We start from the raw sequence: 19,529 nt of genomic DNA on the forward strand, positions 1-19,529 counted from the left end.
GGAGCGGTGGCGGCAGGGTCCCGAAACTTCAGGACGGCCTATTGACCGTGCGTACAGCCAGTCATTAGCGTGGCGACACCTTATCGGAAAGCGCTTTCTGAGAGCGTTCCCGGTCCCCAGCCGCACAGCTCTTCGCAACTGCCTCCGCGTTCCTGAGGAGTTCACCGTGAGCCAGCACGTCATGCCGGGAGCACCGGAAACGCCGGCGGCGGCGCCGGCGACGGCGGCCGGGAAAACGGCGGCCGGAGCGGCCCCGGCCGCCGGAGTCGCCGTACGGGAGAAGCCGGGCACCCGTGAACGGCTCCTCGGCGCGGCGGAGAAGAGCTGGCGTCCCGTCGTCCTCCTGGTGGCCCTGCTCGCCGCCTGGTGGACGGTCGCCGCGGCCGAGCTGGTCGAGGCGTACCTCGTCCCCTCGCCCGGCGCGACGCTCGACGTACTGACACGGAAGACGGGTTACCTCACGCAGCACAGCTGGGTGACCACCTACGAGACGCTGCTCGGCTTCCTGATCGCGGTCGTGGCCGGCGTGTTCGCGGCGGTGGTGATGGTCTACTCGTCGACGGTCGAGAAGACGCTCTACCCGATCCTGCTCTTCGCCCAGGTCGTACCGAAGATCGCCATCGCGCCGCTGTTCGTCGTCTGGCTCGGATTCGGCATCGCGCCGAAGATCCTCATCGCCGTGCTGATCGCCTTCTTCCCCGTCGTGATCTCGATGGTGACCGGCCTCAAGGCGGTCGATCCCGAAATGCTGCAACTGTCGGCGACCATGGGGGCGAGCCCCTGGCAGACCTTCGTCAAGATCCGCTTCCCCGCCTCCCTCCCACACCTCTTCTCCGGGCTCAAGGTGGCCGTCACACTCGCCGTGACCGGCGCCGTCGTCGGTGAGTTCGTCGGCGCCAACGAGGGGCTCGGCTATGTGATCCTCCAGGCCAACGGGAACCTCGACACCCCGATGCTCTTCGCGGGGCTGCTCGTCATGTCACTGATCGGCGTCGTTCTCTTCGTCCTTGTCGAGATCGCCGAGAAGCTGCTGCTCCCGTGGCACGCGAGCCGCCGGGACGCGTCCGTCACCACCACGTACTGACCGCCTACTCATCGCGTACTGATTCCGAGAGGGCCGGCCCCATGCATGCGCGCAGACTTCTGATCGGACTCGTACCGCTGACGTTGGTCGCCACGGCGGCCTGCGGCGACGACGGCTCCGCCACCAGCACGAGCGACTCGGGCGAGAAGCTCGACAAGGTCACGTTGACGCTCAACTGGTATCCGTACGGCGAACACGCCCCCTTCTACTACGGCAAGCAGAAGAAGATCTTCGAGAAGCACGGCATCGATCTGACGATCAGGGCCGGACAGGGGTCACAGAAGACCGTCCAGGCGACGGCCGCCGGTCAGACCGACTTCGGCTGGGCCGACACCCCCGCCCTGCTCGCCGGGGTCGACCAGGGTGTGAAGGTCAAGAGCCTCGGCGTCTTCCTCCAGACCACGCCCGCGTCCGTGCAGTTCTTCGACGCGCAGGGCATCGAGACGCCCGCCGACCTCAGGGGCAGGACGATCGCGGGCACGGCGGGTGACGCGCTCTCCAAGACCTTCCCGATCTTCCTCGAGAAGAACGGGCTGAAGGAGTCCGACGTACAGGTCCAGAACACCGACCCGGCGGGCAAGATCGCCGCGGTGATCTCCGGCAAGACCGACGCGCTGCTCGGCTATGCGAGCGACCAGGGCCCGACCATGCAGAACAAGGCGGACAAGGACGTCGGTCATCTGCGCTTCTCCGAGCACGGTCTGAACTTCTACTCCAACGGCCTGATCGCCGGGCCGAAGAGCCTGGCCGGCCCCAGGGCGGATGTCGCCAAGCGCATGGTCGAGGCCGTCAGCGAATCCTGGGCGGAGGCCGAGAAGGCGCCCGGACCCGCGATCGCCTCGATGGACGGGGCCTCGGAGCAACTCCCGCCCGAGGAGGTGCTGTCGGAGCAGTTCAGGACGACGCTGACGCTGCTGCACACCGACGCGACCGAAGGCAGGGCGCCCGGCGTCAACACCGAGGCCGACTGGGAGCGGACCATCGGTGTCTTCACCGAGGCCGGAATGGTCAGGAGTCCGAAGGACGTGTCGGAGTACTGGGACGCCGGTACGGCGCTGAGGGGATGACGATGGCCAGGGACGCAACGCTCCGCGCTGCGACGTCCGCGGCGGTCGGCATCGACGACGTGGCCGTCCGCTTCCGTACGAAGAACAGGGACGTCACCGCACTGCGCGATGTCTCCCTGGACGTCGCGATGGGCGAATTCGTGGCGATCGTCGGCCCTTCGGGCTGCGGCAAGTCGACGCTCCTCAAGCTGGTCGCCGGTCTGCTGAAGCCGTCCTCGGGCCAGGTCCGGCTCCGCGACGAGCAGGTGAAGGGGCCGCGCCACGACATCGGTTACGTCTTCCAGCGCGCCGCACTCCTGGAGTGGCGCTCGGCCCGGCGCAACATCCTCCTCCAGGCCGAGATGCGCAGGATGCCGGCCGCGCGGGCCCGCGAGCGCGCCGCCGAACTGATCGCGATGACCGGTCTCGGCGGATTCGAGGACGCCTACCCGCACGAGCTGTCCGGCGGCATGCAGCAGCGGGTCGCGCTGTGCCGCGCGCTGCTGCACGAGCCGCCCGTCCTGCTCATGGACGAGCCGTTCGGCGCGCTGGACGCGCTCACCCGCGAGCAGATGAACATGGAGCTCAACCGCATCTGGCGCGAGACCGGCACCACCGTCCTGCTCGTCACCCACTCCATCTCGGAAGCCGTCTACCTCGCGGACCGGGTGGTGGTGATGAGCCCCCGGCCCGGCACGATCACGGAGATCGTCGAGGTCGGGATGGGCGCGGAGCGGGACTACGCGCAGACCATGGGGCGGCCCGAGTTCCGGGACGCCACGACGCACGTCCGGGGGCTCCTGGGAACGGCTGCCGCGGGCGACTGACGCACCGGCCGGAACCGGCGCTCACACCAGTGCGAAGGCGTCCGCCAGCGTGTCCATCTGGGCGGCGAGAAGCGTCGCACCGTCATGCCCCATGCCCGCGAACTGGCCCGCGACTTCCAGACCGACCGCGCCGTGCACCTGTGCCCACGCGAGCACGGCCCCGGCCAGCACCGGTCCGGCGTCCGCGTCCTCGGCGCCCTCGGGGTACTCGACGTACTCGGCCACCCAGCCGCCGACGGTCGCGTCCGACTCCGCCCAGGCGGCCATCTGCCGTACGACCGGCACCGCGGACGCACCAGCCGTCGCTCCGGCGAACACGCGCAGGAACGGACCGAGGACGGCCCGCGCCCGGTCGAGCGTGTCGGCCGGGGCGACGTACCCGGGAAGCGGCGCACCCTGGATCAGCAGATAGCGGTGCGGCTGCGCGACCGCCCAGGCGCGGTAACCGCGCGCGAGTACGTGCAACTGCTCGCGGGGGGACCCGGCCGCGGCGTCGGCGGAGGCCGCTCCCACGGCTGCGGCCGCATCGTCGTACGCGTCCCTGATCAGAGCGTTCAGCAGATCGTCGCGGCTCGCGAAGTAGCGGTAGAGCGCCGGGCCGGACAGCCCCATCTCCTTGGCGATCCGGGTGAGTGCGAGCGCCGCCGCGCCGCCTTCGGCGAGCTGCCGGAGAGCGGCCTCCTTGATCTCCGCGCGTGTCTGCTCCCGGTAGCGGGCCCGGGGCCCTTGCGGGGCTTCGGCGGCCATGAGGGGCTCCTTTCGTTAGCGAGGATCACATGGGTTACGGACCCTAACACTCACCTCTTGCTATGCACCGTCGCGACAGTTACAGTCCATAACAAGAGCGAGGGTCAGTAGCGACGGAAGGGATGAATCATGACGAACACAGGTGGTCTCCAGGTGGTGCTCGGGTCCGGCCCGGCCGGCACGGCGCTCGCCCGAGAACTGGCGCGCCGCGGCCGCCCCGTCCGTCTCGTGAACCGCAAGGGCGAAGGTCCCGCACTCGAAGGAGTCGAGCGGCGTGCCGCCGACATCACGGCCCCGGAAGGCGCACGCGCCGCCACCGAGGGCGCCGCGGTGGTCTACCACTGCGTGAACGTCGACCTTCACCTCCAGGTCGAGGTCATGCCCCGGATCGCGACGGCCGTCCTTGACGCCGTCGGGGCCGTCGGGGCGCGCCTGGTCGTCCTCGACACCCTGTACCCGTACGGCGAGACCCACGGCCGCGTCATGACCGAGGACACGCCCTGGAACGCCACGTCCGCCAAGGGCCGCATGCGCGCCGACCTCGACGCCCGGTACCTGGCCGCCCACCGCGAGGGCCGTGTCCGTGTCGCACTGGGCAGGTCGGCCGACTTCGTCGGGCCCGGCGTCCTCAACTCCTCACTGGGCGGCGCCGTCTTCCCCGGCGCGCTCACCGGGGGAGAGGTGCCCGGCTTCGGCGACATCGGCCTCCCGCACAGCTACACGTACATAGGCGATGTGGCGACCGGCCTCGCCACGCTCGGCGAACACCCGGACGGGGACGGCCGCGTCTGGCACCTGCCGACCGCGCCCGCCCTGACGACCCGCGAGATCTTCACGATGATCGAGGAACGGGTCGGCAGGCCGCTGAACGTCGTAACCGTCGACGAGCCGCGCCCGTTCGGTCCGTTCGACGCGGTGTTCATGGACGCGTACGCCGAGATGTTCTACCAGTACACCGAAGCGCAGATCGTCGACTCGACAGCCATCGAAAAGGCATACGGCCTGGCTCCGGTCCCGCTCGCCGCCGCTCTCGACGCGACCATCGCCTGGTACCGCGAGCTGCTCGCCGGGCGCTGAAGGCGCGAGCGGCGGACGGCGGACGGCGGACGACGAATGCGGACCGCGCTCGCCGCCGCCCCCGGACGCACCTGGGCGTCCGAGGCCGACACCCGTCCTCAGCAGCCCCGCGCCCCCGGCCTCAGTACCGCAGCCGGGACAGATACCCGTAGCTGTTCGACGCGGTCGCGAAGGGATCGGCCGGCGCGTCGTGCTCCACCAGCCACTGCTTCACACCGCCCCGCCGCGCCACGTCGAACATCGCCGGGAAGTCGAGCACCCCGGAGCCCACGTCCGCGATGTCCCCGTCCGGCGCCATGTCCTTGACGTGCAGGACGGGGAAGCGCCGAGGGTGTTCGACGAAGAGCCGCGCCGGGTCGGCGCCGCCCCTGGCAGCCCAGTACACATCCAGCTCGAAACCCACCAGCTCCGGATCGGTCTCGGTGAGCAGGATGTCGTAGAGGTTCTCGCCACCGCTGACCACATGGTCGCTGCCGTGGTTGTGGAAGAGCACCTTCAGGCCCTTCTCGCGGGCCGCGAGCCCCACCCTGTTGAACTGCCGTGCTGCCTCCCGGAAGCCGGCCGGGCTGTGCATCGGACCCGGCAGGCTCGGCACGACGATCCACTTCCCGCCGAGCGTGACGACGTCGTCGAGGGCCTGCGCCAGCCCGCTGCCCGAGACGACGGTGTACGCGACGTGTTCGAGCACCGCCCTGAGCCGGGTCTCGTCGAGCATCCGCCGGATGTCCGCCGCGCTGTTCCCGTGTCTGCCGCTGACCCCGACCGTCGCGTAACCCATCTCCGCGAGGCGGGTGAGCGTCCCCCTGAAGTCCTTCGCCAGGGCAGTGCGCATGGTGTAGAGGTGCATCCCGATGCCGGACGGCGGGATGCGCCGCCGCGAGCCGACGGCCACCGCCTCCGCCGCCTGCGCCGTACCGCCCGTCGTCCCGGCCGCCGCGGCGATCCCCACGGCCGTACCGAGGAACGAGCGCCGTGTGCTCCTGTTCATGTGCGGACCACCTCAACCCACGTCGATCCGGACTGCTCCGGAAGTCGTGTCACCCTTGTCGTCGGTGACGGTCAGATGCGCGGTGTACGTCCCCTTCCTGGCGTACGTGTGCTCCGCGGAGGGGCCCTCCGCACCCGGCCCGGGCTTCACGTTGTCGCCGAAGTCCCAGTGGTACGAGGCGATGGTGCGGCCGGGCAACGGCTTCGCCTCGCCGGTCAGCTTCACCGTGAGCGGTGCGGCGCCGCCCCCGGCCGGGGCCGCGGCCACGGAGACCTTCGTGCCCGGCTTCTTCTCGACGCCGCGGCCGTTGAAGTGCAGCCAGTCGACGGCGAAGAGGTCCGGCCTGTCCGCCGACCACTGCGGATTGGTGAACACGGCGTACAGCTTCACGGTCCCGTCGACGGCAGGCAGTTCGACGGTCGGCGAGACGACGTTGCCCCAGCCGCCCGTGTTCGCCACGCTCACCTTGCCGAGCAGCGGGCCGGCCGGCGACCCCGTGCGGAACTCGATGTCGCCGCCGATGCCCCCGGAGGCCGCGCCGACCGTCACCGAGTCGATGCCCTTGAGGTGCACCGGATCGAAGGAGATCCAGTCGCCGTCCTCGATCTCGGTCAGCCGTTTCCCGCCCGAGGCATCCGCACGGCTCGCGACCACGGCGCCGTCGTGAGCGCCGCCCGTCGTCGTGAAGTGCTCGGCCTCGCGCAGCGCCGGCCGCAGCGTCAGCGCCGCGGAGCCGGTCAGCGCCGGGACACCACCGGGGCCGCCCTTGTCCTCGTACTGCGCGGTGATCCCGTAGTACAGATTCTGGCCGGGGCCGTGGCTGTCCCCGGCATCGGTCACGATCTCACCCGTACACCCGGTGTGGTTGTCCAGCGGATGCAGATGACTGTCGTGCCCGAGCTGCGACTGGACGACCACCCGCGAGCAGTCGACCGGCCGCCCGTCCTCCCGGTCCTTGACCTTGACGGTGAAGGGGACGGTGTCGCCGAAGCTGAACATCCCGCCGTCCGGAGGCTGCTGGATCGTCACCTCCGGCCGGCTGTTCCCCACGGTGATCTCCTGTACCGCGAGTCCCGTCAGCCCCTTGGGCGCACCGACCGTGAGGCGGGCGGGGAAGCGCCCCGCGGTCCGGTACGTATGGGTGGGGTTCGCCTCCGTCGAATCCGTCGTGCCGTTCCCGTCGAAGTCCCAGGCGTACGTCACCGGCCTGCCGTCCGGCAGCCCGGACCCCGCGCTGGAGAACTCCACGGTCAGCGGCGCCGGACCGCTGTCCGGGCTCGCGGTCGCCCTGGCGGCGGGCAGCTGCCCGTCGGCGACGTAGTCGATGCGGTAGATGCCCGCGCCGTCGTTGCTGCCGCCGCGTCCCGTGCCGCTGCCGAGGCCGAAGTCGATGACGTACATCGCCCCGTCGGGCCCGAAGTCGGCGTCGAAGGGCTGGTTCCACTTCATGTCGCCGAACACGCCGTTGATCGACCGGATGTCGCCCGCCCTGGCCGGCGGGAACCGCGGATCGGCGAACGCCTGGTCCTTCTCCTGCACGGAGAAGGCCTTGAACCACTGCCGGGTCAGCTCGTAGTTGAACCACTTCCCCTCGAAGTACTCGGGGAACTTCGTCGGATACGGGTTGGCCTCGTCGTAGTCGTAGACCGGCCCGCTCATCGGCCCGCCGCCCCCGGTGCCGACCTCGGGGAACTCGGGCGACGCCGAATACGCGTACCAGACCGAGGCGGGCTGGGCCGGCGGCAGCTCACGCAGTCCGGTGTTGTTCGGCGAGTCGTTGACCAGCGACCCGCAGTCGAACTTCCCGCCCGAGGTCTTCGTGGCGAAGTCGTAGTCGTTGAAGGGGGTGTTGTCGCCGATGCAGTACGGCCAGCCGAAGTTTCCCGCCTTCGTGATGCGGGTGTATTCCACGGTCCCCTCGGGCCCGCGGTCGGCCTTCGCCTGGCGGGCGTCCGGCCCGTAGTCGGCGACCATCAGCGCGCCGCTGCGCGGATCGGTGGTGATCCGGAACGGATTGCGCATGCCCATCGCGTAGATCTCGGGCCGTGTCTTCTCCGTCCCCGGCGAGAAGAGGTTCCCGGCCGGGACGGTGTACGTGCCGTCGTCCTGCGGGGTGATGCGCAGCACTTTGCCGCGCAGGTCGTTCGTGTTGCCCGAGGTGCCCTGCGCGTCCCAGGCGCGGCGCCCCGCGCGCTCGTCGATCGGCGTGAAGCCGTCGGACGCGAACGGGTCGGTGTTGTCACCGGTGGCGACGTACAGGCTGCCCGACGTGTCGAAGGCGATCGACCCGGCCATGTGGGAGTTGGCCCGTCCCTCGCCGCGCAGCGTGGGGACGGTCAGCAGCCGCTTCTCGGAGGCGGGGTCGACCGTGGTGCCGCCCCCCGTACCGCTCACGGTGAAGCGGGACAGGTTGAGCCGTTTCTCGGTCTTGTCGGAGTGCAGCAGATACAGCCACTTGTTCTTCTCGAATCCCGGGTCGAGGGCGAGTCCGAGCAGACCGTCGGACTGGCTCGTCATCTCCGGCGTGTACGCGAAGTCCAGGGCGGTCGAGACCTTGAGCGTCGTCTGGTCGACGACCTTCAGCTTGCCGGTGCGCTGGATGAAGAAGACCCGCCGGTCGGGCGCGACGGCCAGCTCGAACGGGTCGGCGAGATCGTTCGTCGCCAGCGCGGTGCGCTGGAAGGAGCCGGTCTTCGTCGCCGTGCAGTCACCCGGCTTGTTGCCCGCGGCCCACTGGATGCCGCCGAGGACGTGCTGGAGGAAGTCCTCCTCCTGGAACGCCGACTTGTCATGTCCGCCCGCGGTGAACCAGGACCGCCCGCCGTCGTAGTTCTGGCACCAGGACCACGGGTGGTCGACGCCTTCGTCCAGGCCGGTGATGCCGTCGCGCACCTTGATCTGCGCGAGGGTGTGCACCTTCCCGGTCGGATTGGTGCGCCAGTTGTACCACTCCTCCGTGCGCTCCCAGAGTTCCGGCAGCCCCTCGGTGGACGGGTGCGCCCGGTCCAGGACCTTCACCCGTCCGGTCTGTACGGCGGGGTGTTTGTCGAAGATCGCGCCGACCAGGCCCTCGTACCAGCCCCAGTCGCGCTCACTGGCCGACGCGGCGTGCAGACCGACCCAGCCGCCACCGGAGCGTACGAACTTCTGCAGGGCGGCCCGCTGCCCGGCGTTCAGCAGGTCGCCCTTCTCCGGAGTGGAGTTGGTGTTGTTGAAGACGATCGCCTGGAAGCGGGCGAGGTTGGTGTCGGTGAAGGCGGCGGCGTCCTCGGTGGCCTCGACCTCGAAACCGTTCTCACGGCCGAGCTTTTCGACCGCTTCGATCCCCGCCGGAATCGAGTCGTGAGCGAAGTTCGTGACCTTGGAGAAGACCAGAACGCGGAAAGGCGCTGCCTCGGCGCGGGGAGGCGAGGCCACCCCGAGTCCGAGCATCAGCGCCAGCAGGGCTCCGACGGCGGTGAAGGGCAGAAGGAATCTTCGCGCGGGATGACTCATGGGCGCTCCCGGTGCTGGTGAGGCGGCTAACGGGGCTAGAAAGCGCTTTCCGGAGTGCGTCGCTCAGAGTAGGTTCCCGCCCACAAAGGGGTCAATGGGCCGGCGGAGGCCCGGTGTGAGGCGTTCGGCCCTGGGGAGAGTCAGCCTCAGCACACTCACCACCCGGACCACAGACACCAGGAGGCGTGCCCCGATGAGCACTCCGTACCGCACGGGAACGGCGACCGCCGCCGACGGCGCACAGATCGCCGCGTACACCTGGCTGCCGGACAGCGGCCGGCCCCGTGCCCTCGTCCAGATCGCGCACGGCGCGGCCGAGCACGCCCTGCGCTACGACCGGTTCGCCCAGCACCTGGTCTCCCACGGCTACGGCGTGATCGCCTCCGACCACCGCGGCCACGGCGCGACCGCCGCCGCCACCGGCGGCTACGGAGTGGCGGGAGAGAACGGCTGGCGCGCGATGGTCGCCGATCTCAAGGCGGTCGGCGACCAGGCCAGGGCGCTGCACCCGGGCCTGCCCGTCGCACTGCTCGGCCACAGCCTCGGTTCGATGCTGGCCCGCGACTACGCCCAGGAGTACCCGGACGGCCTGGCCGGCATCATCCTGTCCGGCACTTTCCGCACGCTCCCGGGGGCCGAACTCCAGGAGTCGATCGCCGGCCTGGAGGCGGAGGTCGCGGAACGCGGCCGCACGGCCCTCTCCTCGTACATCCCCACCCTCTTCTCCTCCTTCAACGACGCGTATCCGCGCCGCACGGGCTTCGAGTGGCTCTCGCGCGACGAGGCCGAGGTCGACGCGTACGTGGCGGACGAGCGCTGCGGCTTCGCCTTCAGCGCGGGCCTCGCCCTGGACTGGTTGCGCGCGGTCCGCAAGATCAGCGACCCGCGCAACCTCGCCCGCGTCCCCGCCGATCTGCCCGTCCACATCGCCGTGGGCACGGAGGACCCCTGCAACCAGAAGATGACCCTCGTGTACGAGCTCCTGGAGGACTTCCGCTATCTCGGCACCGAGGACCTCACCTGGAAGGGGTACGAGGGCGCCCGCCACGAGATCCTCAACGAGACCAACCGGGACGAGGTCCAGGACGACCTGACCGCCTGGCTCGACCAGCACGTCTGACGTGCGCTTCGCGTCGCTTCCCGCCCGGGGCGCGAAATGGGGTTCGTGATCACCGGCCGAAGTGCGGTATTGTTCTCAAGCGCGTTCAGCCAGGGGAAACCCCAGGCCAGACGGGCACCGGGACGTGGCGCAGCTTGGTAGCGCACTTGACTGGGGGTCAAGGGGTCGCAGGTTCAAATCCTGTCGTCCCGACTCGAAAGAGTCGCAGGTCAGGGTCGGTTTCAGAGGAATCTGGAACCGGCCCTCGATCGTTTCCGGGGCCAGCCGGGGAGGGGAACCAGCCCACTCGACCTGGTCGCCGGGCGCCGGGGACCTCGGCGTCGGCGGTGTCGGCCACGACGGCTGCGTCGGGGGCGACGACAGTGGTCGCGGACCGATGGTCTCGGAGTCCTGGGACCGGGCGAAGGAGCGTCCGGTGCGGTTCTTCGCCCGGGGCACCGAAGGCGCGGCAGCCGCTGCGGAATTGGAAGCCTCCCGGCGATGAGCAGCCGACCGCGAAGCAGGCCCCGGTGACGCCGAGGTCGTCACGCCGCGGCAGCGCCGTCGTACGCTCGATATGACGCTTCGTCAGGTGCGTGTACGGCGACTCGCCGTACGCCGGCCGGAACTGCCGGCCGGGGTTCCCGGGTCAGGTCGCCCGCGGGGTCGCGGAAGGCGCAGTCGCGGATGCCGTACGGCTGCTCAGCCGGTTCCTGGGCGACGTCGGCGTCACCGGCCCGCACCTTCTCGAAAGCGGTGTCCAGGTCCCCGGTGCCCGGCAGGATCCAGCCGCAGGTGCCTTTGGCCGTCACCTCGACGAGAGCGCGGCGCTCGTCCTCGCACGCGCGGCCGGGGCCGCACCACCAGCCTCCGCCGCTCCCCAGGGCATGTACGGGCAGGCCCGTGTCCGCGAGGCGCCCCGGCTCCTCGCGGAGGGCTCGTCCCGGCGCGGGTGGCCAGGCGCCGGACGCGCGGGCCGCCGAGCCGCGCGAGCCGCGGGGCGCCTTTTCCGGAGCCCCGGGAGCAGGGTCATTCGGCCGCGACAGGAACGCTGTTCGTCGCCCGGTCCGTCGCGGCGCGGACCGGCAGGTGGTAGACGGCGAAGGCGCGGCCGATCACCGGCTGGGCGACATTGCGCACACGCACCCCGCCGCTGGTCATCCCGTGTTCGGTGCCCAGGTGCGCGTGGCCGTGGACCGCGAGGTCGGCCCCCGACTCGTCCATCGCCTCGGCCAGCAGATAGCTGCCCAGAAAGGGAAAGATCTCCGGGGGTTCGCCCGCCAGGGTGTCCGGGACGGGAGCGAAGTGCGTCAACGCGATGCGTACGGCGCAACCGCGCTCCTTCAGCTCGTCCAGGGAGCGGCGCAGACCCTCCGCACACCGCCGGGTGTACCGGATGAACTCCTTCATCTCCGGTTCGCCGAACTCGCCACCGCTGCGGCCCGCGAATCCGCCGCCGAAGCCCTTGGTTCCGGCGACGCCGACCGGCACCCCGCCGATGTCCAGCACGGTGCCCCGGCCCTCCAGCACGGTCACGCCCGCCTCACCGAGCACCGCGGCCACCTCGGCCTCCTGGTCACTGTGGTAGTCGTGGTTGCCCAGGACGGCCACCACCGGCACACCGAGTCCGGCCACTTCCCGGGCGACCACGGCCGCCTCCTCGGCCGTGCCGTGCCGCGTCAGGTCTCCGGCGAGCAGCAGAAGGTCCGCGTGGTCGCTCACGGTTTCGAAAGCGGGCCGGAGCACCCCCGCACTGTCCGGCCCCAGATGGATGTCGCCGACGGCCGCGATCCGGATCACGCGAGCTCCTCCGGACGGTCGGGGGCGGTGGCGGAGACCACGACCAGGTCCTCGTGCAGCGGAAGTCCGGCCAGCTCGTCCTCGGCCATGCGGAGGATCTCGTCCCGGCAGGCGGCACTGGAGACGGTGCCGGTGATCAGGACACTGTTTCCGCGCAGCTCGATCCGTACGCCCATTTCGGCGAAATCACCGCCTGCCAGATGCTCCCGCAGATGGGCGATGCGGTACTCGGCGGCGCATGTGTCGTTCACGGTGCTGCCTCCCGTGGTTCGATGACGTCCAGACGTTCGAGAAGGTAGAGAAACGCGTCCGGCATCGGCGAGTCCTGATGCTCGCGGCGCAGGCGGCTCCAGTCGATCTTCTCCCGCAGTGTCCGCGCGATGGGGAGTACGGCCCCGAAGTCGCAGTGGTGCTCCGAGAAGGCATCGAGCAGGCTGCCCATGAGATCGGTGGGCGACAGCACCGGCATGTGCACCGAGTCCACCGGAAGGGTCTGCGCCCGGCTCAGCAGCTCTCTGGTCACCGGTTGCTGAGCCAGTTCGAAGATCAAGTCGATCTCCTCGCCGTGACTCCGTGCTTTGACCAGCCAGTCCTCCGGCGGGACACGCACCTCGATCCCGGCGGCCTGGAGTGACACGGTCACGGCTTCCGCGTCCTCACGCAGGATGCAGAAGTCGGCGTCGTGCTGGAGGCTGACCGGCACGCCGTGCGCGTAGGCGGCGACGCTCCCGACCAGCGCGAACGGGTACCCACCGCCCTTGAGCCTGGCTGCCACGTGCTTGGTGGCCTCCAGAATGGCCTGGCTGCGGTCCGGCGGCAGGGGCCGGGCATCGCCGTACGGCCAGGTGCCGTCGTGCGCCCCGGCGCGACCGCTGTTCACAGGGCCTCCCGTGGTCAGTCCCAGAGCGGCCGGCTCCAGACCGGTCGGCCCGGTCCGGTCACCGGGCGGAGAGGCGTCTTGTGAGTAACCGCGCACGGGTGCACCTTCCTCGTCGCCTTGTCCGGTTATCCGGGCGCTGCGCTGGTGACGGTGAAGAGCGCACCGTTCGGATCGCGCAGCGTCGTTTCCGTGCCATAGGGGGTGGGGCCGTGCCCGAGGACGGAGCCGCCGTGCCGCAGCGCCGCCCGCACGGTGGCCTCCACGTCGGGAACGGGGAAGTGGGCGTGCCACCGGGGCTGGATCAGCGGATCGGGCGCCGTGTCGACCGCACCGGAACTCAGCCGCGCCAGGATGTGCCCGTCCTGGAGCAGTACGACTTCGTCCTCCTGGTACTCGACCTCGCAGCAGCCGGGGCGACCGCTCGCCCATTCGAGGACTTGTCCGTAGAAGATCGCCGCGTCGAACGCGTTCCGGGTCCGCAGGCGGAGCCAGACGGGTGCGTTCTTGCGCCACACGTGCCAGTCGGAGAAGAGCTCTCCTTCCCAGATGCCGAAGACGGCGCCGTCCCGGTCCGCCGCGATGGCTCCGCGGCCGGTGGCGAACCGCAGAGGCCCCACGGCGACGGTGGCGCTTCGCTCCCGGATTCGGCTCGCGGTCTCGTCCACGCTGGAGACGGCGAAGTAGGGCGTCCAGGTGACAGGGGCCTGCAAGGCGGTGTCGAGTACACCGATTCCGGCGACGGGCGCCCCGTCGAGCAGGGCGATGCTGAATCCGCGACCGAGTCCGGCATGCCGGAATTCCCAGCCCAGAACCGCTCCGTAGAAGGCCTGGGCGGGCTCCAGAGCGCGCGCCATCAGGGTGATCCAGCACGGAGCGCCGAATACGTCGTGGCTCGATGTGGTGCCTGCGGCCGTCGTTTCCATTTCCATCGCACTGTGTCCTGGTCGAATGGGGGGCGTGTAGGGCCGGTTTCGTAATCCATCCTGCCCCCGGGCCGTCGTAGGGGCGAGCCACGTGAACGCCCGGAACAGGGGGCCGATCATGAAATTGACTGTCTGGTCCTGTGCTCGGAGGGTACTCGCCGTTCATTGATCCGGCCGTGATGCGCGCACGGTGCTCCGGGGTGGTGACCCGGGGTGACCGCGAAGCCGTGAGGAGGATTCACAGATGGACGGAGCCGGCCTCACAGATCACGAACGGCAGATCCTGACCGGGATCGAGGACGTGGCGTGCCGGAGCGACGCCGTGCTGGATCTCAAGCTCCGGACGATGCGATGCCGGCCGACGCCCGCGACCCGGGTTCTCAAGGGGCTGAGGGACCGGCGTCGCGGCGTTTTCCTGTGTGCCCTGGTGGCGCTTTCCGCCTTCCTGTTCGTGCCGGCGTTCAGGACATCCGCACCGGTGCTCGTATCGGCCTTCGCACTCACTTGGACGGTGACGCTTCTTTACGCGCTCCTCATGGTCTGCCGGTGGTCACGCCGAATGCCGGAAGCGGGCTCGCGAACCCAGCGGTGGGAATGAATGGGCGCCGCGTTTGCGGAGAGGAGAAACCGGACGCAGGGTGAGCGGAAGCTGCTGGTCCGAAGGAAGCGGCCCCCTGATTCGATGTTCGAAGGAGCGGAAATGCCCAAGGGTTCGAGTTCCAAGAGGGAACGCCAGTACGAGCACATCAAGGAAGGCGCCGAAGAGCGTGGCGAGAGCAACAAGAGGGCCAAGGAAATCGCTTCGCGCACCGTCAACAAGGAGCGCGCGCGCTCCGGCGAGGCCAAGACGGCGAGCAAGAGCTCCCTTCAGGGGGAGTCGCCCTCGAAGCGCGGCGGGAAGCGGTCCCACAGCGGCTCGGAGGGGCAGACGTACGACCAGCTGTACGCGGAGGCGAAGCGCCGCAACATCCACGGACGCTCTTCGATGAACAAGTCCGAGCTCCAGCGTTCCCTCAAAGGGTCCTGAGCGCCGGAAGCCTTCAATCGGCCGGGCGTTCGCGGGGCTCGGCGGGATGCCGCGGTTCCAGGGGGCGCGTGGCCGGTCCGTGCAGAACCGAGCCGTCCGTCCCGAAGCGCGAGCCGTGGCAAGGACATTCCCAGACCTTCTCGGCATCGTTGAAGTGCACCAGGCAGCCCAGATGCGTACAGCGCGCCGAAACGACAGAGGGCTCGCCCGACTCACTGCGGTACACGGCGCAGCGCTCGCCCTCCAGACGAACGACCGCGCCACTGCCCGGCGCGATCCTTTCCGCCGAGTCGACGTGCCCGGTGTGCAGACGGTCGCCCACGAAGTGCCGGGCGACAGCGCTCTGGAACTTCGCCAGCTCCGCCGTCTCGCGCACCTGGGGCAGGCGCCGCGGGTCGTACAGCTCGGTCCACGCGGGCCGGGGGCCGCCCGCGATGTGGGCCGCGAGCAGGCGGCCGGACATCACACCGTTGCTCATGCCCCAGCCGCCGAAGCCCGTCGCCACATAGACGTGCTGGGTGCCCGGATGCGCGTGCCCGACGTACGGCAGATGGTCACTCGAGTCGTTGTCCTGCGCCGACCAGCGGTACGCCCGCTCCGCCTGGGCGAAGCCCGGCATCCGCTCGCGCGCCCAGCCGTCCAGGCGCGCGAACCGTTCCCGTACGTCCCCGGCACCCGGCTCGAACGTCTCACCCGTGACGATGAGCAGCCGCCGCCCGTCGTCGTACGGCGCACTGCGCACCGAACGGACCCTGTCCTCCGGACTCAGATACATGCCCGCAGGCGCGGTCCCGGAGGGCACCGGCGCGGCGATCACCAGCTCCCGCCTCGGCTTCAAACGGGTGGACAGCAGCGTGCGGTCGAAGACGGGGTAATGCGTCGCGACGACCACGTCGCGCGCCTCGACCGTGAGCCCGCCCTCGGTCGACAGCCGGCAGCGCACCCCGTCGTGGAGCCCCGTGACCCGCGTGCGCTCATGGACGCGTCCGCCCGCACCGGTGATCCGCTCGGCCAGGGACAGCAGAAACTTGCGCGGATGGAACTGCAACTGCCCTTCCACCCGCACCGCCCCGGCCACCGGGAACGGCAGTTCCGTCCCGGTCACGAACGACACGTCGAGCCCGGCCCGCCGGGCGGCCCCGGCCTCGTCCCTGAGCTCTCCCACCCGCCGCGGGTCCTCCAGATATGTGCAGGCGGCCGCCCGCTCCAGATCGGCGTCGATGCCCAGCTCGTCGCAGAGCGCCGCTGTCCGCTCGACGGCGTCCTGCTGCGAGAGGGCGTACAGCGCGGCGTTGTCCGGACCGTGCCTCGCCTCCAGCCTCCCGTACCCCAGACCGTGCAGCGCCGTCAGCTTCGCCGTGGTGTACCCGCTCACCCCGGCGGCGATCCTGTCCGCCTCCAGAAGTACGACGTCCAGGCCGGCCCGGACCAGCTCCCACGCGGTGCACAGGCCGGCGATGCCCCCACCGACCACGGCGACATCCGCGGTCAGGTCGGTGTCCGGAGGCCGATAGCGGGTACCGGGGGCCGAGGCCATCCAGTACGACTCGTCGACGGTCCGGCGTTCTGCAACCATGCTTCTCGGCTTCCCCCTCTGGGTTCCGGTTAACGGCGGCGCGCGTCAGCCCTCGACGTCCGTGGCCCGGTGAGGGCGGAGAGGATGACCACCGAGGCCACCGCGAGCAGTTCCGCCTGCCAGTTCCCGTCATGTCCACTGCGGAAGGAGACGTGCGCAGACAGCCCCGGAAAGTGACGGACTGCGAGCTCTCCGCGACCAGCCGGTTGTTGAAATCGGCGTGGCCCGCGACGGCCTTCCACCCGTCGCGGAAGGCCGGGAGGAGGAGCGTGCCGGCGTCGAGGGCGACACGCGCCCGGTGCCCGTACACGCCCACCCGGCGCACCTCACTCGCCGGCGGCGGCTCCAGCTCAGCCAGGGCCGCAGGGCGCAGGGAGCCGGCTGTTTCCTCCAGCTCCTCACGGGTACCGGGAGCCGGGCCGTCGCACCCCGGCAGGGCCTGCGCCCCACGCAGGTCCTCCTCGAAACGCAGAGCCACCGCGGCCGCCTCCTCCCCCTTGCCGCGAGAGGAACAGCCCGAGAGAGCCGGCCATGCCGGCGCCGCGAACAGCCCCACGCCCACAGCGCGCATCGCAGGAACCACCTCCCGCCCTCGGTTCCGGGGAACGGTCCGAGGGGCCCCAGAAGCGTTCCCCGGAGCGGTACCCCGCGCCCCGTACCCGGGCGGACCTCCACCCGGCAGACGAAGCGGACGAGGCGCCCGCCGCGTTGCGGGAGCGCCCGTACCGCGCAAATCTCGAAGCACCGAGTCCGAGGAGGACGCCAGCATGCCCATCGCCACGGTGAACCCCGCCACCGGAGAGACGCTCAAGACGTTCGACGCGTTCGGAGCCGAGGAGATCGAGCGCCGCCTGGCACGCGCCGCGAGCGCCTTCGCGCTCCACCGCACCACCGGATTCGACCGGCGTGCGGAACTCCTGAACCGCGCCGCCGACCTGCTGGACCAGGACCGGCAGGACATCGCCCGCACCATGACCACCGAAATGGGCAAGCCGATCGTGGCCGCCCGCGCGGAGGCGGCGAAATGCGCGAAGGCGATGCGCTGGTACGCCGAGAACGCGCGGCAGCTCCTGGCGGACGAGCACCCCTCCGCCGCCGACGTGACGGACTCCGGCGCCTCCTGGGCGAGCGTCCGCTACCGCCCGCTCGGTGTCGTCCTGGCCGTGATGCCCTGGAACTTCCCGCTCTGGCAGGTCGTACGCTTCGCAGCCCCCGCACTCATGGCCGGCAACGTGGGCCTGCTCAAGCACGCCTCGAACGTCCCGCAGACCGCCCTCTACATCGAAGACCTGTTCCGCCGCGCCGGCTTCCCCGAAGGGTGCTTCCAGACGCTGCTCGTCGGATCCGGCGCGATCGAGGGCGTTCTGCGCGACCGGAGGGTGGCCGCCGCGACGCTCACCGGAAGCGAACCTGCCGGACGCTCCGTCGCCGCCGTCGCGGGTGACGAGGTGAAGCGGACCGTTCTCGAACTCGGCGGCAGCGACCCCTTCGTCGTCATGCCGTCGGCCGACATCGAACGGGCTGCCCGCACAGCGGTGACGGCCAGGGTCCAGAACAACGGCCAGTCCTGCATCGCGGCCAAGCGCTTCATCGTCCACACCGACGTCTACGACGCCTTCTGCGAGCGCTTCACCGCCGGGATGCGGGAACTGGCCGTCGGAGACCCGATGCGGGAATCCACCGACGTCGGACCGCTCGCCAGCGAACAGGGACGTACCGATCTCGAAGCGCTCGTCGACGACGCCCTGCGCCTCGGCGCCACGGCGCAGTGCGGAGCACAGCGTCCCGAGGAGCAGGACAAGGGATGGTTCTACGAGCCCACGGTCCTCACCGGCGTCACCGAGGCCATGCGCATCCACCGCGAGGAGGCCTTCGGCCCGGTGGCCGCGGTCTACCGCGTAGCGGACCTCGAAGAGGCGGTAACCCTCGCCAACGACTCACCCTTCGGCCTGAGCTCGAATGTGTGGACGCGCGACGACGGGGAAGTCGAGCGGTTCGTGCAGGACCTGGAGGCGGGCGGCATCTTCATCAACGGCATGACCGCCTCCCACCCCGCCCTGCCCTTCGGTGGCGTCAAGCGATCGGGTTACGGAAGGGAACTGTCCGGCCAGGGCATCCGCGAATTCTGCAACGTCACCACGGTGTGGCACGGCGCGGAACCGGACGACAACCACTGACCTCCGAGAACACCGGAGGCGCATGCCCGCGCTGGAGACGACGCGGGCTGAAGGCGAGCCCGTGACGGCCGCGCTAGCGTGCTGAGCATGATGAAGACTCTGTATGGCACCCATGCCGTGTTACGCCCGGCTACGACGGACGACATTCCCGTACTGGCCCGCATCCGCGCCACGCCCGAGGTGTACGCGACCTGGCGTGGCGGCGAGGATCTGGTGGCTGCAGTCACCGACGACCTCGGCGACCCCGACGTCACCACACTGGTGATCGAATACGCCGGCCGTACCGCCGGCGCCATCCAGTGGGGCGCGGAGCAGGACCCGGACTACCGTCACGCCAACATCGACATCTACTTGGACCCCGCGGTGCACGGCCGCGGCCTGGGCACCGACGCCGTGCGCACGCTCGCCCGTCACTTGATCACCGATCTCGGCCATCACCGGGTCGTGATCGACCCGGCAGCGGACAACACCGCCGCCATCCGCTGCTACACCAAGGCCGGCTTCCGTCCTGTGGGCATCATGCGCGACTACGAGCGAGGCTCGGACGGCACGTGGCACGACGGACTGCTCATGGATCTGTTGGCCGGCGACCTGGACTGACGTCTGACGTCCGTGCTGGCGGCCCGTCGGCGGGGGTTGACAGGCCCTTCGCCGGTCCGTAAGGTACTGCGAGTTGTTGCGGAGCCGGAACGGTTCTGCGGCGGTCACTCGCCGTGAAAGCGGCACTCCCCAAACTCTGTGCGGTCTCCTCCTCGGAGGGAATTCCGGCATGCCGGAATTCAT

General features: G+C 70.2%; 17 protein-coding genes, 1 tRNA gene and 1 pseudogene. 10 read left to right on the plus strand and 9 right to left on the minus strand.

Annotation, left to right across the window (positions count from 1 at the left end; genetic code table 11):
• Positions 1–181: 181 nt before the first annotated feature.
• From ABD374_RS29725 to ABD374_RS29735, 3 genes are read left to right on the plus strand one after another with little or no spacing between them, the layout of a single operon-like run.
• A complete protein-coding gene (locus tag ABD374_RS29725) occupies positions 182–1,084 on the plus strand; it encodes an ABC transporter permease (RefSeq protein WP_344499431.1) in 903 nt (300 codons plus the stop codon).
• Between the two features lie 41 nt (positions 1,085–1,125).
• A complete protein-coding gene (locus tag ABD374_RS29730) occupies positions 1,126–2,151 on the plus strand; it encodes an ABC transporter substrate-binding protein (protein ID WP_344499395.1) in 1,026 nt (341 codons plus the stop codon).
• Positions 2,152–2,153: 2 nt separating this feature from the next.
• Positions 2,154–2,957 (plus strand): ABC transporter ATP-binding protein, encoded by an 804-nt coding sequence (locus ABD374_RS29735; RefSeq protein WP_344499397.1) that lies wholly within the window; start codon positions 2,154–2,156, stop codon positions 2,955–2,957.
• A 21-nt stretch (positions 2,958–2,978) separates the two neighbouring features.
• Here ABD374_RS29735 and ABD374_RS29740 read toward each other — a convergent pair whose 3' ends face one another.
• Positions 2,979–3,704 carry a TetR/AcrR family transcriptional regulator gene (locus tag ABD374_RS29740; protein ID WP_344499399.1) on the minus strand — a complete coding sequence of 242 codons (726 nt, stop codon included), beginning with the start codon at positions 3,702–3,704 and terminating at the stop codon, positions 2,979–2,981.
• A 129-nt stretch (positions 3,705–3,833) separates the two neighbouring features.
• Between ABD374_RS29740 and ABD374_RS29745 the strand changes: the two genes are divergently transcribed.
• The gene (locus tag ABD374_RS29745) at positions 3,834–4,781 is read left to right on the plus strand and encodes an NAD-dependent epimerase/dehydratase family protein (protein WP_344499401.1); all 948 of its coding nucleotides are present in this window, start codon (positions 3,834–3,836) and stop codon (positions 4,779–4,781) included.
• Positions 4,782–4,902: 121 nt separating this feature from the next.
• On the opposite strand, the gene ABD374_RS29750 is transcribed toward ABD374_RS29745, so the two are convergent.
• Positions 4,903–5,769 carry a sugar phosphate isomerase/epimerase family protein gene (locus ABD374_RS29750; RefSeq protein WP_344499403.1) on the minus strand — a complete coding sequence of 289 codons (867 nt, stop codon included), beginning with the start codon at positions 5,767–5,769 and terminating at the stop codon, positions 4,903–4,905.
• Between the two features lie 12 nt (positions 5,770–5,781).
• Entirely contained in the window at positions 5,782–9,264 is a 3,483-nt protein-coding gene (locus ABD374_RS29755; RefSeq protein ID WP_344499405.1) for a ThuA domain-containing protein, read from the minus strand.
• Between the two features lie 193 nt (positions 9,265–9,457).
• On the opposite strand from ABD374_RS29755, the gene ABD374_RS29760 reads away from it, so the two are divergent.
• Together ABD374_RS29760 and ABD374_RS29765 are read left to right on the plus strand one after the other, a co-directional pair.
• Positions 9,458–10,384 (plus strand): alpha/beta fold hydrolase, encoded by a 927-nt coding sequence (locus tag ABD374_RS29760; protein WP_344499407.1) that lies wholly within the window; start codon positions 9,458–9,460, stop codon positions 10,382–10,384.
• 118 nt (positions 10,385–10,502) lie between these two features.
• Positions 10,503–10,576 (plus strand) — tRNA-Pro (locus tag ABD374_RS29765).
• Between the two features lie 431 nt (positions 10,577–11,007).
• On the opposite strand, the pseudogene ABD374_RS29775 reads toward ABD374_RS29765, so the two are convergent.
• From ABD374_RS29775 to ABD374_RS29795, 5 genes and pseudogenes are all read right to left on the minus strand, one after another.
• Positions 11,008–11,409: pseudogene (locus ABD374_RS29775) on the minus strand (VOC family protein); the annotation flags it as partial.
• Complete coding sequence (locus ABD374_RS29780; RefSeq protein WP_344499409.1) at positions 11,393–12,163, minus strand: metallophosphoesterase family protein; 771 nt, start codon at positions 12,161–12,163, stop codon at positions 11,393–11,395. The pseudogene ABD374_RS29775 and the gene ABD374_RS29780, both read right to left, overlap by 17 nt.
• Positions 12,160–12,414 carry a hypothetical protein gene (locus tag ABD374_RS29785; RefSeq protein ID WP_344499411.1) on the minus strand — a complete coding sequence of 85 codons (255 nt, stop codon included), beginning with the start codon at positions 12,412–12,414 and terminating at the stop codon, positions 12,160–12,162. Before ABD374_RS29785 ends, ABD374_RS29780 begins: the two co-directional genes overlap by 4 nt.
• Positions 12,411–13,043: a nucleotidyltransferase family protein gene (locus ABD374_RS29790; RefSeq protein ID WP_344499413.1), complete on the minus strand. Its 633-nt coding sequence runs from the start codon at positions 13,041–13,043 to the stop codon at positions 12,411–12,413. The genes ABD374_RS29785 and ABD374_RS29790 overlap by 4 nt, the downstream gene beginning before the upstream one ends.
• 125 nt (positions 13,044–13,168) lie before the next feature.
• A complete protein-coding gene (locus ABD374_RS29795) occupies positions 13,169–13,972 on the minus strand; it encodes a VOC family protein (protein ID WP_344499415.1) in 804 nt (267 codons plus the stop codon).
• 238 nt (positions 13,973–14,210) lie between these two features.
• Here ABD374_RS29795 and ABD374_RS29800 point away from each other — a divergent pair, with 238 nt between their 5' ends.
• Positions 14,211–14,564 carry a hypothetical protein gene (locus tag ABD374_RS29800; RefSeq protein WP_344499417.1) on the plus strand — a complete coding sequence of 118 codons (354 nt, stop codon included), beginning with the start codon at positions 14,211–14,213 and terminating at the stop codon, positions 14,562–14,564.
• A gap of 102 nt (positions 14,565–14,666) precedes the next feature.
• Positions 14,667–14,993, plus strand: a complete 327-nt coding sequence (locus ABD374_RS29805; protein WP_344499419.1) for a plasmid stabilization protein — start codon at positions 14,667–14,669, stop codon at positions 14,991–14,993.
• A 13-nt stretch (positions 14,994–15,006) separates the two neighbouring features.
• Here the strand turns inward: ABD374_RS29805 and ABD374_RS29810 are convergent, their stop codons facing one another.
• A complete protein-coding gene (locus tag ABD374_RS29810; protein WP_344499421.1) occupies positions 15,007–16,569 on the minus strand; it encodes an FAD-dependent oxidoreductase in 1,563 nt (520 codons plus the stop codon).
• Between the two features lie 767 nt (positions 16,570–17,336).
• On the opposite strand from ABD374_RS29810, the gene ABD374_RS29815 reads away from it, so the two are divergent.
• Positions 17,337–18,746 carry an NADP-dependent succinic semialdehyde dehydrogenase gene (locus ABD374_RS29815; RefSeq protein WP_344499423.1) on the plus strand — a complete coding sequence of 470 codons (1,410 nt, stop codon included), beginning with the start codon at positions 17,337–17,339 and terminating at the stop codon, positions 18,744–18,746.
• 90 nt (positions 18,747–18,836) lie between these two features.
• Positions 18,837–19,346 (plus strand): GNAT family N-acetyltransferase, encoded by a 510-nt coding sequence (locus ABD374_RS29820; protein ID WP_344499433.1) that lies wholly within the window; start codon positions 18,837–18,839, stop codon positions 19,344–19,346.
• Positions 19,347–19,529: the final 183 nt, after the last annotated feature.

This window comes from Streptomyces enissocaesilis (assembly GCF_039533765.1).
Classification (GTDB): domain Bacteria; phylum Actinomycetota; class Actinomycetes; order Streptomycetales; family Streptomycetaceae; genus Streptomyces; species Streptomyces enissocaesilis.